Source organism: Escherichia sp. E3659 (assembly GCF_005781135.1).
Taxonomy (GTDB): domain Bacteria; phylum Pseudomonadota; class Gammaproteobacteria; order Enterobacterales; family Enterobacteriaceae; genus Escherichia.
On sequence record NZ_VATQ01000009.1, the window covers coordinates 130,662 to 146,396 of the forward strand.

Here is a 15,735-nt window from a genome sequence, read left to right on the forward strand (position 1 = left end):
AGACTACACCTCATGGAAAAATTGCTGATAACTGGATTCACTGAAACCCAGCAGCATAGGCTTCCCTGGCGCACAGAGCAATGGGCGTTTGATGATTGCAGGCATTTCAGTCATTAATGCCATAGCGGAGGCCGCATCGGTGATATTGTTGCGGGTGGCTTCGTCCAGCTTGCGCCAGGTGGTGCCACGGGTGTTAAGTAACGCTTGCCAGCCTAATTCATTGATAAAAGAGTTCAACAATTCACTGTTCAGGCCATCAACACGGTAATCGTGAAAGCGAAAGTCGATGTTATTGGTTTCCAGCCAACGGCGTGCTTTTTTAATGGTGTCACAATTTTTGATACCGTAAAGGGTAACCATAATGAATCCTTTTGCGATTATTAAGAATAACTAATCATTTGGCGGTTGATACATATTTCCCGTAAATGATTATCAGGCAATATAACATTATTAAGGTATTTAACTTAACAATTATTAAATGGTTGTGAACAATTTTAATGCCATTATTAAGAATGTTCCTCTTGGTATATTTTTGTATTTTAAACAGAATTAATTCAGTATTAGAATCCGTATGAATATGTCGAAATGTTGCTGTTCATCACATAAAAATCCCTGTCACAGGGCCATAGTATTAACGTAGGCTTTGCCCCGGAGGTAGTAATCACAGCAATCGAATAAATTAGCTTCACCACGGTATATTGTTTCCGTAGAATACCCATAATTATAAGAGAGGTTGTTATGATTGAACGTGAACTGGGGAACTGGAAAGACTTTATCGAAGTTATGCTTCGTAAGTAATTTCCAGAACAGGAAATGAAAGAACCTGACGTCAGGTTCTTTATCAGAGAGTTGAAAAAGGCGACACATACGTATGTCGCCTTTTTTATTGCTTATTCTGGTCGAGGCTTCAGTGGGAAGCGACGACGCACCAGCACAAAGAATAGCGGCACGAAGTAAATCGCCAGAATGGTGGCAGAAATCATCCCGCCCATTACGCCAGTACCGACTGCGTGTTGACCACCGGAACCGGCACCACTGCTGATCGCCATTGGCAATACGCCGAAGATAAACGCCAGCGATGTCATCAGAATCGGACGTAAACGCTGACGGCAGGCGTAGAGCGTCGCTTCAAACAGGTCGTGGCCTTTTTGATTCATCTCGTTGGCAAACTCAACAATCAGGATGGCGTTTTTCGCCGACAAACCAATGACTGTTAGCAGGCCAACCTGAAAGTACACATCGTTTTCCAGCCCACGCATCCAGGTTGCCAGCAGTGCGCCGATAACCCCCAGCGGTACAACCAGCATTACCGAGAACGGTACTGACCAACTTTCATAAAGTGCAGCCAGACACAGGAATACCACCAGCAATGAAATGGCATACAGCGCCGGAGCTTGCGCACCGGAAAGTCGTTCCTGGTACGACATCGCTGTCCACTCCAGTCCAAAGCCGTTCGGCAACTGCTTCACCAACGATTCCATAATATCCATCGCGGTACCCGTACTGACGCCCGGGGCGGCTTCCCCGACAATCTCTACCGCAGAATAGCCGTTATAGCGTTCCAGACGCGGCGAGCCTGTTTCCCAGCGAGAGGTCGCGAAGGCGGAGAAAGGCACCATGCCGCCGTCTTTGTTACGCACATACCACAGGTTAATGTCATCTGGCAGCATGCGATACGGCGCGGCAGCCTGCACATAGACTTTCTTCACGCGACCGCGATCCATAAAGTCATTCACATAGCTCGAGCCCCACGCGGTTTGCAGCGTGTCGTTAATATCGTCAATGGCAACGCCCAGCGCCTGCGCTTTGCGCTGGTCGATATCAATCTGCAATTGCGGGCTGTCGTCCAGACCGTTATGGCGCACACGAGTAAGTTCTGGGTTTTCCGCCGCGAGCGCCAGCAGCTGATTACGCGCGGCCATCAGCGCATCGTGACCAGCCCCGGCGTGGTCCTGCAACTCCATATCAAATCCAGCGGAGCTGCCAAGACCGCTGATAGCAGGCGGGCTACTGGCGATAACGCGAGCTTCTTTGATTTTATTAAATTCTTTTGTTGCACGTTCGATAATGGCAAACGAGGTGCCTGTTTTACTGTCGCGTTCGCTCCAGTCTTTCAGGCGGACAAACATTCGTGCCACGTTTTGCCCGTTCCCTCCTGGGCCAGAACCGACAGTGGCAAACACCGACATGATGTTGTCTTTCTCATGGGTGAAGTAATACTTCTCGATCTGTTCCACCACTTTCAGGGTCTGTTGCTGAGTCGAACCGCTGGGTAACTGTACCGAGGTGGTAAACATGCCACGGTCTTCCAGAGGCAGAAACGACGTCGGCAGACGCAGAAACAGGAACACCATGCCGCCTAACAGCAGAACGTAAATCAAAATCCAGCGCAGGCTGCGGTGGAGAATTTTCGCCACCCCTTTTTCGTAGCGTTCGGCGTTGCGGTTGAACATCTGGTTAAACCAGGCAAAAAAGCCTTTCTGCCCGTGATGCTCACCTTTTTTCAGTGGCTTAAGTAGCGTGGCGCACAATGCCGGAGTCAGGATCATCGCCACCAGAACCGACAGCACCATTGCCGCAACAATGGTTATAGAGAACTGGCGATAGATAGCCCCGGTGGTGCCGCCAAAGAAGGCCATTGGCACAAATACAGCAGAAAGCACCATTGCAATCCCGACCAGTGCGCCCTGGATTTGCCCCATCGATTTACGTGTGGCTTCGCGAGGAGTGAGTCCTTCCTCACTCATAATACGTTCGACGTTTTCCACCACCACGATGGCGTCATCCACCAACAGGCCTATAGCCAGCACCATCGCGAACATGGTTAAGGTGTTGACGCTATAGCCGAAGGCATAAAGCACCGAGAAGGTTCCCATCAACACTACCGGCACGGCGATAGTTGGAATCAGCGTAGCGCGGAAGTTTTGCAGGAACAGATACATGACGAGGAAAACCAGCGCGATAGCTTCTAACAGAGTTTTCACTACGTCTTCAATGGAGGCCTTAACAAACGAGGTGGTTTCATACGCCACCTTGTACTCCAGTCCGGGCGGGAAATACTGCGCCAGTTCATCCAGACGGTTGATCACCAGTTCTGCCGTTGCCATTTCGTTCGCACCGGAGGCCAGTTTTACCCCCAGCCCCGAGGCTGGTTTACCGTTGAAACGGCTAAGATAATCGTATTTCTCCGCTCCCATTTCGACGGTGGCGACATCACCCAGTTTCACTTCCGAACCGTCCTGATTCACTCGCAGAGTGATATCACGGAACTGTTCTGGCGTTTGCAACAGTGATTGGGCGTTAATGGTGGCGTTGAGTGCCTGGTTATCGACCGACGGCGTACCGCCAAGCTGCCCAACCGCAATCTGTGCGTTCTGCGACTCAATGGCGTCAGTGACATCTTTGGCGGTCATCTGGAAACTGTTCAGTTTTGCCGGATCCAGCCAGATACGCATCGAATATTGCGAACCGTAAGCGTCGATATCACCAACGCCGTTCACGCGGCTTAACGGGTCCTGAATATTACTGGCAACGTAATCGGCAATATCCTGTTTATCCATCGAACCATCGGTTGAGACGAAGGCAATGGTCAGAATGTTGGTATCGCCGGTTTTACGCACTGTCACGCCCTGATTTTGCACCGCCTGCGGTAGTTTACGCATGGCCGACTGCAACTGGTTCTGCACCTGTTGCACTGCTTCGTCCGGATCCGTGCCAGCTTTAAAACTGAGCGTTACTGACGCCTGTCCAGTACCGCTGCTTTGTGATGACATATACATCAGGTTATCGAGGCCTGTCATATTCTGCTCGATAACCTGGGTCACGGTGTTTTCCAGCGTCTGGGCTGACGCGCCAGGATAGTTAGCGGTCACTCGCACATTCGGTGGCGCGAGATCCGGATACTGTTCAACGGGCAATGAGAAAATGGCCAGGGTTCCTGTCAGACACAACAGAATTGCCAGCACCCAGGCAAAAATGGGGCGATCAATAAAGAAATTCGCCATTAAAAGAGGACCTCGTAGTTCTGCGTATCGTTATGGGCATGCCTTGCTTCACTGTAGCGGCAAGGTACGAGCCAATCGTGGAGAAAAAAAGGAGATAATGTAAATTATCATGCCCTTTTATACTGAACCTAAAATGCCAGTATTTAATGAACAGTAGGCAGCATCATATCTGCTGGCTTTCCTCGCTCTCCGCAGTGCGAAAGCTAATACTCACTAACGTGCCGCCGCCGGAAGGTTGCGAAAAAGTCAGCGTCCCACCCAATCTTTCCGCGCGCTCGCGCATGATATTCAGACCATAATGGCCTTCGGGTTCCTCTGGTTCACCGATGCCAATACCGTTGTCGCGAATATAAACTGTGTGATTGCCATCCGGCGCGGTGACGCAGCTAACGGCAATTTCGCTGGCGTTGGCGTGCTTCATGGCGTTCAGCACCGCTTCGCGAATAATTTGCAACAAATGCACCTGCATCTGCGCATCCAGCGCCAGGGTTGGCAGACGGCAGTCGAGCGTCAGTTTGGCGCTGGTTTGGTTTTGTAATGTATCCAGCATTTCACGCAGTGCAGAGGGGAGATCCGCCTGCTGTAGCGTCAGTCGGAAAGTGGTTAACAGCTCGCGTAACTGCCGATAAGCATCATTCAGCGCCTGGGAGAAATCGGCCATGATACTTTGTGCAGTGGCGTTATCTTCGGGTATCGAACGCTTCAGTAACGTCAACTGGATACGTAAGTAAGAAAGCACCTGGGCCAGCGAGTCGTGCAGTTCGCGGGCGATGGTCGCACGTTCTTCCATCAACAGTAACTGCTGAAAATGCTTCTGCGCCTGATTAAAGTACAAACCGCGTCCCAGCATCGATGAAACGCTGTTAAGTAGCGGTTCTGATGATGACACGTGGCTATTTTGCCAGTGCAGCTCGCCGTAAACCGTCTCTTGCATGGTGACCGGTAAAATCTGCATTGGCAGCTCAGGGTTTGGCTTCCCTTCGCTAATCCGCCAGTTATCCCCAACGTTCAGCTCCAGATATTCAGCCGCTTCATTGTCGCGAACAATCTGCAAAATATGGCGGAAACAATGCACATCAATCTGGCTGGTGTTCAGTGCCTGCGAACACTGATACAACACCTCCAGGCGACGCTTGGCCTCGTGGAGATCGCGAGTTTTTTCTTCTACTGACGCTTCCAGCGAGCGGTACAACTTATGCAGCTCGCTCGACATCTGGTTAAAGGTTTTTGCAAGCAGGCCAAGCTCATTCGGCAGGCTGGTATCCAGCGGTGGCGAGTCGAACTGTCCGTGTTCAATACGCTGACTGGCGGTAACCAGCTGATTCAGCGGGGCTACCACCTGATGGCGTATGCGGCGCAAAGTAAAAAAGACCAGCGTGAAAATGCCAATACCGCCAGCCAGCGAAATCGCCACCACCAGCAGCATTTTTCGTTCAGCGTAGTGTTGCAAAGCCAGCACGAACAGGTCTATCTGATTGACATAATTATTGATATTGGCCTGATACCACGGCAAATCACCCTTGCTGAGCCGATTATTCATCTCCAGCCAGTTGGCATTCAGATGCGCATAGCGGGTTTTTACTGCCTCTGGCACATACCAGACGTTGAGATTGGTTAATACCGGTGAATGCAGTGCCTGCTGGAACAGCTGGCGATGTGCATTGAGTTGTGGACTGCCACTTTGCAAGTCGTAGCCCAGGCGGTAACTCTGCATACGCAGCGAGCCGGCAATATTGATAGCCTCAGCGTCGCGCAAACTGCTCGCCAGAGTTAGCAGAGCGATACCCGTGGAAAGAATCGACAGCAGCACAATGTAAAAAAAGGCCCGGGCCAGACTGGCCGAGACGGGTCGTTTAACAATCACACGCGTCTTCTCCACATAAAATAATTAATGTTCCAGAACGCTGAAACTCAATTTGATAAGCAATGGGATTATTTGATCTGCCACAGTTTATAGCGAAATAGTTACTTTTTCTGGGCACATGAACATTGCCGATTCCCCTGTAAGTCGGGTAATAACAACACTCATATAAAGAATAAGGTTTTTACAACCAAAAAAGAAGGTCGTTATGAATCGTTTTATTATGGCCAACAGTCAGCAATGCCTGGGGTGCCATGCTTGTGAAGTGGCCTGTGTGATGGCTCACAATGATGAGCAACACGTGTTGAGTCAGCACCATTTTCACCCCCGAATTACGGTTATTAAACATCAGCAGCAACGTAGCGCAGTGACCTGTCACCATTGTGAAGATGCGCCCTGCGCCCGTAGCTGCCCTAATGGCGCGATCAGCCACGTTGATGACAGCATTCAGGTCAATCAGCAAAAGTGTATTGGCTGTAAATCCTGCGTGGTGGCCTGTCCATTTGGTACGATGCAAATCGTCCTGACGCCCGTCGCGGCGGGCAAAGTTAAAGCCACCGCGCATAAATGCGACCTGTGTGCAGGGCGCGAAAACGGTCCTGCCTGTGTAGAGAATTGCCCGGCGGACGCGCTGCAACTGGTCACTGACGCTGCACTCTCCGGCATGGCGAAATCCCGCCGCCTGCGCACCGCGCGGCAGGAACATCAACCGTGGCATGCCAGTACCGCGGCACAAGAAATGCCGGTAATGAGTAAAGTCGAGCAAATGCAGACAACGCCCGCGCGTGGTGAGCCGGATAAACTGGCGATTGAAGCGCGCAAAACCGGTTTTGATGAAATTTATCTGCCATTCCGTGCCGACCAGGCACAACGGGAAGCCTCGCGCTGCCTTAAGTGCGGCGAGCACAGCGTTTGTGAATGGACCTGCCCGCTGCATAACCATATTCCGCAGTGGATTGAACTGGTGAAAACCGGAAACATTGATGCTGCCGTCGAGCTTTCTCACCAGACCAACACCCTGCCGGAAATTACCGGGCGTGTTTGTCCGCAAGACCGCTTGTGCGAAGGTGCCTGTACTATTCGCGATGAGCACGGTGCAGTAACTATCGGCAACATTGAACGCTATATTTCAGATCAGGCGCTGGCGAAAGGTTGGCGTCCTGACTTAAGCCATGTCACCAAAGTGGACAAGCGGGTGGCGATTATCGGTGCGGGTCCGGCAGGACTGGCCTGTGCGGATGTTCTGACCCGCAATGGCGTGGCGGTGACGGTGTACGATCGCCATCCCGAAATCGGTGGCTTGCTCACTTTCGGCATTCCTTCTTTCAAACTGGATAAATCCCTGCTGGCACGCCGTCGGGAAATCTTCAGCGCGATGGGGATTCACTTCGAACTCAATTGTGAAGTGGGTAAAGATGTCTCTTTGGATTCGCTTTTGGAACAATACGACGCGGTCTTCGTTGGCGTAGGCACTTACCGTTCCATGAAAGCGGGTTTACCCAATGAAGATGCGCCGGGCGTTTATGATGCGCTGCCGTTCCTCATTGCCAACACTAAACAGGTGATGGGACTTGAAGAGCTACCGGAAGAGCCATTTATTAATACCGCAGGGATGAATGTGGTAGTACTGGGCGGTGGGGATACCGCGATGGATTGTGTGCGTACTGCGCTGCGCCACGGCGCGAGCAACGTCACCTGTGCCTACCGTCGTGATGAAGCCAACATGCCAGGCTCGAAGAAAGAGGTGAAGAACGCCCGCGAAGAGGGGGCGAACTTCGAGTTTAATGTTCAGCCAGTGGCGATTGAGCTGAATGAACAAGGTCATGTCTGCGGGATTCGTTTCCTGCGCACGCGTCTTGGCGAAGCGGATGCACAAGGGCGTCGGCGACCTGTACCGATTGAGGGCAGTGAATTTGTGATGCCGGCCGACGCGGTGATCATGGCGTTTGGCTTCAACCCGCACGGGATGCCGTGGCTGGAGTCGCACGGTGTAACGGTGGATAAATGGGGCCGCATCGTGGCGGACGTTGAAAGCCAGTACCGTTACCAGACCACCAATCCGAAAATCTTCGCCGGTGGCGATGCCGTGCGTGGTGCGGATCTGGTGGTTACCGCAATGGCAGAAGGACGTCATGCGGCACAGGGGATCATTGACTGGCTGGGCGTAAAATCAGTCAAATCTCACTGATAGCCTGCGCAGACAAACCCGACTTCACAGCGTAAGATAATTGTTCATTTCGCGCTGTGGAGTCGGTATGACGCAACAAATCACCCTCGTTAAAGACAAAATTCTCTCCGATAACTATTTCACCCTGCACAACATTACCTACGATCTTACCCGCAAAGATGGCGAAGTTATCCGCCATAAACGTGAAGTGTACGATCGCGGTAATGGTGCGACGATCCTCCTGTACAACGCGAAGAAAAAGACTGTAGTTCTGATTCGTCAGTTCCGCGTCGCTACCTGGGTTAATGGCAATGAAAGCGGGCAGCTGATTGAAACCTGCGCCGGGTTGCTGGATAACGACGAACCGGAAGTGTGCATTCGCAAAGAAGCGATTGAAGAGACGGGTTATGAAGTGGGCGAAGTGCGCAAATTATTTGAACTGTATATGTCGCCAGGCGGTGTGACTGAGCTAATCCACTTTTTTATCGCCGAATACAGTGACAATCAGCGCGCTAACGCCGGTGGCGGTGTCGAAGATGAAGATATTGAAGTGCTCGAGCTGCCGTTCAGCCAGGCGCTGGAGATGATCAAAACCGGTGAGATACGAGACGGTAAGACGGTGTTATTGCTTAACTATTTGCAAACGTCACATTTAATGGACTGAAAAATAACAATAATATTTCGTAGTTTATTATTGGCTCAATCCGATAAATCCGATTGAGCCGCGCTACCTGCGCAACGAAGATACGACTTGTGCTGTTTGTTTGAACTTCTGGGGTCGTACCGTCCATGCGCTATCGCATTTTCCTTCTCTTTTTTTTCGCTTTGTTGCCGACGTCTTTGGCGTGGGCGGCACCAGCGCAACGGGCGTTTTCCGACTGGCAGGTCACCTGTAATAACCAAAACTTCTGCGTGGCGCGCAATACTGGCGATCATAATGGACTGGTGATGACCCTGAGCCGCAGCGCCGGGGCGCATACCGACGCCGTTTTACGTATTGAGCGCGGCGGGTTGAAATCACCGGATGTGTCGGAAGGGGAAATAGCGCCACGGCTGCTGTTAGATGGTGAGCCGTTGGCGTTAAGTGGTGACAAATGGCGGATTTCACCATGGTTATTAGTAACCGATGATACGGCAACCATCACCGCGTTTTTGCAGATGATTCAGGAAGGGAAGGCAATCACCTTACGCGATGGCGATCAGACCATTTCTTTGAATGGCTTAAAAGCGGCGTTGTTGTTTATTGATGCCCAGCAAAAGCGCGTTGGCAGTGAAACCGCGTGGATAAAGAAAGGGGACGAGCCGCCGCTCAGCGTACCGCCCGCGCCTGCGTTGAAAGAGGTCGCGGTGGTTAACCCAACGCCGACGCCACTCTCACTCGAAGAACGTAACGATTTGCTGGATTACGGTAACTGGCGGATGAATGGTCTGCGCTGCTCGCTTGATCCATTGCGGCGTGAGGTGAGCGTTACAGCACTGACCGATGATAAAGCGCTGATGATGATTAGCTGTGAGGCAGGTGCTTATAACACCATTGATTTGGCATGGATTGTGTCGCGTAAAAAGCCGCTGGCCTCGCGCCCGGTACGGTTACGTTTGCCGTTCAACAACGGTCAGGAGACGAATGAACTGGAGTTGATGAACGCGACATTCGATGAAAAAACGCGTGAACTGGTGACCTTAGCGAAAGGTCGCGGATTAAGCGATTGTGGCATTCAGGCGCGCTGGCGTTTTGATGGCCAGCGTTTTCGCCTGGTGCGTTACGCCGCAGAACCGACCTGCGATAACTGGCATGGGCCAGACGCCTGGCCCACGTTGTGGATCACCCGTTAAACATCATGGCGTGGACATGTAGGCCGGATAAGACGCGTCAGCGTCGCATCCGGCGATCAACATCAGGCACCTTTCACTCCCAGCACCTTATGGGCTTTTGCCACAATATTCTCGGCGGTAAAGCCAAAGAACGGGAACAGCTTATCCGCCGGAGCAGACTCCCCGTAACCCGTCATCCCGACAATCGCCCCTTTCAAACCAACATATTTGTACCAGTAATCGGCTATACCCGCTTCTACCGCCACGCGGGCCGCAACGTTAGAAGGCAACACCGACTCGCGATATTCCTCATCCTGGGCGTCGAAAATATCGGTTGAGGGCAGGGAAACCACGCGAACATTGCGACCTTCTCCCGCCAGTTTCTCTGCCGCTTGCAGGGTAATTTCCATCTCTGATCCTGTGGCAATCAAAATGATATCTGGCTTGCCGCCGCTGTCTTTCAACACATAACCACCACGAGCAATCTCTTTTACCTGATCCGGTGTACGTTCCACTTGGGCCAGATTCTGCCTTGAGAGGATCAGCGCCGTCGGCCCGTTGTGGCGCTCAACCGCCAGCTTCCAGCCCACCGCTGCTTCCACCTGATCGCACGGTCGCCAGGTGCTGAAATTCGGCGTTAAGCGCAGACTGGCCAGCTGCTCCACCGCCTGGTGCGTCGGACCATCTTCGCCCAGGCCAATCGAGTCGTGGGTGTAAACCATAATCTGCCGCGCTTTCATCAGTGCAGCCATCCGCGCGGCATTACGGGCGTATTCAACAAACATCAGAAACGTTGCGGTATACGGCACAAAGCCACCGTGGTGTGCAATGCCGTTGGCAATAGCAGTCATACCAAATTCGCGTACCCCGTAGTGAATATAATTCCCTGCGGGATCTTCCTTCAGCGACACAGACCCTTTCCAGATGGTCAGGTTACTTGGGGCCAGATCCGCCGAACCACCGAGCAGCTCCGGCAGCATAGGGCCGTAGGCGTTAAGCGTATTTTGCGACGCTTTACGGGTAGCGATTTTCGCCGGATTCGCCTGCAACTCATTGATATATTTCTGAGTCGTTTTCTCCCAGTCCTTCGGCAGACCACCGCTCATTCGGCGAGTAAACTCTTCAGCCAGTTGTGGATGGGCCTTTTTATAAGCGGCAAACTTCTCATTCCAGCTCTGCTGGGCTTTTTCACCTTTTTCGCGGGCATCCCAGGCGTGATAAATCTCTTTGGGGATCTCAAAGGGTGGATGATGCCAGCCCAGTTTTTGCCGTGCCAGCGCTACTTCTTCTTCGCCCAGCGGAGCGCCATGCGCCTCTTCCTTACCCGCTTTATTAGGCGAACCAAAGCCAATCACCGTGCGGCAGATAATCAGCGATGGTTTATCTTTCACGCTTTGTGCTTCAAGGATCGCTTCCTTAACCGCCAGCGGATCGTGGCCGTCGATCTCGTGGACAACATGCCAGTGGTAGGCTTCAAACCGTTTTGCCGTATCGTCGGTAAACCAGCCTTCGGTTTCACCATCAATCGAAATACCGTTGTGATCGTAAAAGCCGATCAGCTTGCCGAGTCCCAGCGTTCCTGCCAGCGAACAGACTTCATGAGAGATGCCTTCCATCAGACAGCCGTCGCCCATAAACACGTAGGTGAAGTGATCGACAATCTCATGATCTGGCTGGTTAAACTGCGCTGCCAGCGTGCGCTCCGCTATCGCCAGTCCAACCGCGTTCGCCAAACCTTGTCCAAGTGGACCGGTGGTGGTTTCAACACCTGGCGTATAGCCAATCTCCGGGTGACCTGGGGTTTTCGAATGCAACTGACGGAAGTTCTTCAGCTCTTCCAGCGGCAGGTCATAACCAGTCAGATGTAGCAAACTGTAGAGCAACATCGAGGCGTGACCGTTGGAAAGAATAAAGCGGTCGCGGTCATACCAGGTCGGATCGGTGGGGTTATGTTTAAGAAAGTCGTTCCACAGCACTTCGGCAATATCGGCCATGCCCATCGGCGCGCCGGGATGACCAGAATTGGCTTTTTGCACCGCATCCATACTGAGCGCGCGAATCGCATTGGCAAGGTCTTTTCGGGACATAAAACACTCCGTGGCTGGTTTTAGAATTTGGCGGCAAGAAGATCTTCCAGTTTGCGTTGATCAACGGCGAACAGGCGGATGCCTTCAGACAGTTTTTCTACCGCCATCGGATCCTGATTGTGCTCCCAACGAAACTCCGCTTCGCTCATCGGGGAGGGGCGAGGGAAGGATTGCGATGCCGGGATCAGTTTGCGAACCAACTGGCGAAACCTTTTCCTGCAACTCTTTCAGCAAATTCGGCGCGATGGTCAGACGGTCACATCCGGTTAACGCGAGGATTTGTTCGGTACGACGGAAGCTGGCACCCATCACAATGGTTTCGTAGTGATGCTGCTTATAGTAGTCGTAGATGTTGCGCACAGATTTCACACCCGGATCTTCCTCTACCACATACGGATCCATCGGTTTGCGCGCCTGATACCAGTCATAAATACGACCTACAAACGGTGAAATCAGAAAAACGCCAGCTTCTGCACAGGCCCGTGCCTGAGCAAAGGAAAACAGCAGCGTCAGGTTGCAGTTAATGCCTTCTTTTTCCAGTTCTTCTGCTGCGCGAATTCCTTCCCAGGTTGAGGCTAGTTTTATCAGAATTCGTGATTTATCAACGCCTTGTTGTTGGTACAAGTCCACCAGGTGGCGCGCTTTTTCGATACTCTTTTCTTTGTCAAAAGAGAGGCGTGCGTCAACTTCTGTCGACACGCGACCGGGTACGATTTTGAGAATTTCTGTACCGAAATTAACTGCCAGTTTGTCGCAGGCCGCGACGACTTGTTGTTCCTGGGTCTTGCCATTTTTTTTACCCCAGGCAATAGCATCGTCTATTAAATGTTCATATTGTGATAAACCGGCAGCCTTGAGTAACAGCGAAGGATTGGTGGTGGCATCCTGGGGGTGGTAGTGGCGAATGGACTCAATATCACCGCTGTCTGCCACGACAGTGGTGAACTGTTTGATGCCGTCTAACTCGTTCATGGAAATACTCCTTGAAAAGTAAAGTGTTAGATGAGTGCGTTAATTCACACTTCTGAGAAATTTCGCTAAACGCATCAAAAAAGCATAGCAGACAGGCATGGTATTGCTGGATGAAGCAGGTAACATCGGTGTTATGGGATTATTACCAAAACATTATTTGATGGGGGAGAGTTTGGGCTTGCTCAGAGTCTCGACGCTCCGGCAAGGTAATAATGTGCGCCACGTGGTGGGCTGAGGCAGTTGCCCACACCTATTTTTGTGAACGTTACGTGAAAGGAACAACCAAATGGATGAGCAGTTAAAACAAAGTGCACTTGATTTCCATGAATTTCCTGTACCAGGAAAAATCCAGGTTTCTCCGACCAAACCTCTGGCAACGCAGCGCGATCTGGCGCTGGCCTATTCACCGGGTGTCGCCGCGCCTTGTCTTGAAATCGAAAAAGATCCGTTAAACGCCTACAAATATACCGCGCGCGGTAACCTGGTGGCAGTTATCTCTAACGGTACTGCCGTGCTGGGGTTGGGTAATATTGGCGCGCTGGCAGGTAAACCGGTGATGGAAGGTAAGGGCGTTCTGTTTAAGAAATTCGCCGGGATAGATGTGTTTGACATCGAAGTTGATGAACTCGACCCGGACAAATTTATCGAAGTGGTCGCCGCACTTGAACCGACCTTCGGCGGTATCAACCTCGAAGATATTAAAGCGCCAGAATGTTTCTATATTGAACAGAAACTGCGCCAGCGGATGAACATTCCGGTATTCCATGACGACCAACACGGGACGGCAATCATTAGCACCGCCGCCATTCTCAACGGCTTACGCGTAGTAGAGAAAAATATCTCCGACGTACGGATGGTGGTTTCTGGTGCGGGCGCAGCGGCAATTGCCTGTATGAACCTGCTGGTGGCGCTGGGTCTGCAAAAACATAACATCGTGGTGTGCGACTCAAAAGGCGTTATTTATCAGGGTCGTGAGCCGAACATGGCGGAAACCAAAGCGGCTTACGCGGTGGTGGATGACGGCAAACGTACCCTCGACGATGTGATTGAAGGCGCGGATATTTTCCTTGGTTGTTCCGGCCCGAAAGTGCTGACTCAGGAAATGGTGAAGAAAATGGCCCGCGCGCCGATGATCCTGGCGTTGGCGAACCCGGAACCGGAAATTCTGCCGCCGCTGGCGAAAGAAGTGCGTCCGGATGCCATCATCTGTACCGGTCGTTCCGACTATCCGAACCAGGTTAACAACGTGCTTTGCTTCCCGTTCATCTTCCGAGGCGCGCTGGATGTTGGCGCAACGGCTATCAATGAAGAGATGAAACTGGCGGCAGTCCGCGCGATTGCGGAACTGGCCCATGCCGAACAGAGCGAAGTGGTGGCTTCTGCGTATGGTGATCAGGATCTGAGCTTTGGCCCTGAATACATCATTCCAAAACCGTTTGATCCGCGTCTGATCGTCAAGATCGCCCCTGCGGTCGCCAAAGCGGCAATGGAGTCCGGCGTGGCGACGCGTCCGATTGCCGATTTTGACGTCTACATCGACAAGCTGACCGAGTTCGTTTACAAAACCAACCTGTTTATGAAGCCGATATTCTCCCAGGCTCGCAAAGCGCCGAAGCGCGTTGTTCTGCCGGAAGGGGAAGAGGCGCGCGTTCTGCATGCGACGCAGGAACTGGTAACCCTGGGACTGGCAAAACCGATCCTGATTGGCCGTCCGAACGTGATCGAAATGCGTATTCAGAAACTGGGCTTGCAGATCAAAGCGGGCGTTGATTTTGAGATCGTCAATAACGAATCCGATCCACGCTTTAAAGAGTACTGGAGCGAATACTTCCAGATCATGAAGCGTCGTGGCGTCACTCAGGAACAGGCACAACGTGCGCTGATCAGCAACCCGACGGTGATCGGTGCGATCATGGTTCAGCGTGGTGAAGCCGATGCGATGATCTGCGGAACGGTGGGCGATTATCACGAACACTTTAGCGTAGTGAAAAATGTCTTTGGTTATCGCGATGGCGTTCACACCGCAGGCGCAATGAACGCGCTGTTGCTGCCGAGTGGTAACACCTTTATTGCTGATACCTATGTTAATGATGACCCAGACGCAGAAGAGCTGGCGGAGATCACGCTGATGGCGGCAGAAACTGTCCGTCGTTTCGGTATTGAGCCGCGCGTTGCCTTACTGTCGCACTCTAACTTCGGTTCTTCTGACTGCCCGTCGTCGAGCAAAATGCGTAAAGCGCTGGAGCTGGTCAGGGAACGTGCGCCTGAGCTGATGATTGATGGTGAAATGCACGGTGATGCGGCGCTGGTAGAAGCGATTCGCAACGACCGTATGCCGGACAGTACCCTGAAAGGTTCCGCTAATATTCTGGTGATGCCGAACATGGAAGCTGCTCGTATTAGTTACAACTTACTGCGCGTTTCCAGCTCGGAAGGTGTCACCGTCGGCCCGGTGCTGATGGGCGTAGCGAAACCGGTTCACGTGTTAACGCCGATCGCGTCAGTACGTCGTATCGTCAACATGGTGGCGCTCGCTGTGGTTGAAGCGCAAACCCAACCGCTGTAATTCTTCCTTAACTATCACGCTTACCCTGAGTAATTCGGGGTAAGCGATTTTTATATTATCAATACGTCTTACTGCTTTTACTAATAGCAAATAAATTACCCGACATAAAAATAAAGTAATATCTTTATATTTATTCATACTCTGCATATGAAAGTTTATCTATCACGGTAAATATCTCTCCATTCTTAGTGATCTACCTCACCTTTTAAACGCGTTTGCCGAATTTTGTTATTTACTCTGACGAAAAATTGTCACGATACACGCAC

Annotated in this window: 9 protein-coding genes and 1 pseudogene; 5 read left to right on the forward strand and 5 right to left on the reverse strand. The window is 51.8% G+C overall.

The annotated features are described in order from the left end of the window. Positions 1-3 precede the first annotated feature (3 nt). Positions 4-360, reverse strand: a complete 357-nt coding sequence (locus FEK47_RS10130; protein ID WP_130207437.1) for an ArsC family reductase — start codon at positions 358-360, stop codon at positions 4-6. Positions 361-738: 378 nt separating this feature from the next. Between FEK47_RS10130 and ypfM the strand changes: the two genes are divergently transcribed. Next, positions 739-798 carry a protein YpfM gene (gene ypfM, locus FEK47_RS10135; protein ID WP_001386977.1) on the forward strand — a complete coding sequence of 20 codons (60 nt, stop codon included), beginning with the start codon at positions 739-741 and terminating at the stop codon, positions 796-798. A gap of 92 nt (positions 799-890) precedes the next feature. Here the strand turns inward: ypfM and acrD are convergent, their stop codons facing one another. Both acrD and narQ read right to left on the reverse strand, forming a co-directional pair. After that, positions 891-4,004 carry a multidrug efflux RND transporter permease AcrD gene (acrD, locus tag FEK47_RS10140; protein WP_064526280.1) on the reverse strand — a complete coding sequence of 1,038 codons (3,114 nt, stop codon included), beginning with the start codon at positions 4,002-4,004 and terminating at the stop codon, positions 891-893. A 163-nt stretch (positions 4,005-4,167) separates the two neighbouring features. Next, positions 4,168-5,868, reverse strand: a complete 1,701-nt coding sequence (narQ, locus tag FEK47_RS10145) for a nitrate/nitrite two-component system sensor histidine kinase NarQ (RefSeq protein ID WP_138183176.1) — start codon at positions 5,866-5,868, stop codon at positions 4,168-4,170. A gap of 205 nt (positions 5,869-6,073) precedes the next feature. On the opposite strand from narQ, the gene aegA reads away from it, so the two are divergent. The 3 genes from aegA to FEK47_RS10160 all read left to right on the forward strand — a co-directional run bounded on the left by aegA (position 6,074) and on the right by FEK47_RS10160 (position 9,865). After that, complete coding sequence (gene aegA, locus FEK47_RS10150; RefSeq protein ID WP_135486915.1) at positions 6,074-8,053, forward strand: formate-dependent uric acid utilization protein AegA; 1,980 nt, start codon at positions 6,074-6,076, stop codon at positions 8,051-8,053. Between the two features lie 67 nt (positions 8,054-8,120). Continuing rightward, complete coding sequence (gene nudK, locus FEK47_RS10155) at positions 8,121-8,696, forward strand: GDP-mannose pyrophosphatase NudK (RefSeq protein WP_130216800.1); 576 nt, start codon at positions 8,121-8,123, stop codon at positions 8,694-8,696. A gap of 125 nt (positions 8,697-8,821) precedes the next feature. Next, positions 8,822-9,865, forward strand: coding sequence for a DUF1176 domain-containing protein (locus tag FEK47_RS10160; RefSeq protein WP_135407519.1), 1,044 nt, complete (start codon positions 8,822-8,824; stop codon positions 9,863-9,865). 62 nt (positions 9,866-9,927) lie between these two features. Here the strand turns inward: FEK47_RS10160 and tkt are convergent, their stop codons facing one another. Next, entirely contained in the window at positions 9,928-11,931 is a 2,004-nt protein-coding gene (gene tkt, locus FEK47_RS10165; RefSeq protein ID WP_135486914.1) for a transketolase, read from the reverse strand. A 20-nt stretch (positions 11,932-11,951) separates the two neighbouring features. Next, a pseudogene (gene tal / locus FEK47_RS10170) lies at positions 11,952-12,903 on the reverse strand (transaldolase). Positions 12,904-13,189: 286 nt separating this feature from the next. Between tal and maeB the strand changes: the two are divergent. Next, a complete protein-coding gene (maeB, locus tag FEK47_RS10175) occupies positions 13,190-15,469 on the forward strand; it encodes an NADP-dependent oxaloacetate-decarboxylating malate dehydrogenase (RefSeq protein ID WP_130216808.1) in 2,280 nt (759 codons plus the stop codon). Positions 15,470-15,735 lie beyond the last annotated feature (266 nt).

Coding starts and splice junctions, on each gene's coding strand:
- nudK (WP_130216800.1), top strand. CDS start 8,121: ATGACGCAACAAATCACCCTCGTTAAAGACAAAATTCTCTCCGATAAC.
- FEK47_RS10160 (WP_135407519.1), top strand. CDS start 8,822: ATGCGCTATCGCATTTTCCTTCTCTTTTTTTTCGCTTTGTTGCCGACG.
- maeB (WP_130216808.1), top strand. CDS start 13,190: ATGGATGAGCAGTTAAAACAAAGTGCACTTGATTTCCATGAATTTCCT.
- FEK47_RS10130 (WP_130207437.1), bottom strand. CDS start 360: ATGGTTACCCTTTACGGTATCAAAAATTGTGACACCATTAAAAAAGCA.
- aegA (WP_135486915.1), top strand. CDS start 6,074: ATGAATCGTTTTATTATGGCCAACAGTCAGCAATGCCTGGGGTGCCAT.
- acrD (WP_064526280.1), bottom strand. CDS start 4,004: ATGGCGAATTTCTTTATTGATCGCCCCATTTTTGCCTGGGTGCTGGCA.
- tkt (WP_135486914.1), bottom strand. CDS start 11,931: ATGTCCCGAAAAGACCTTGCCAATGCGATTCGCGCGCTCAGTATGGAT.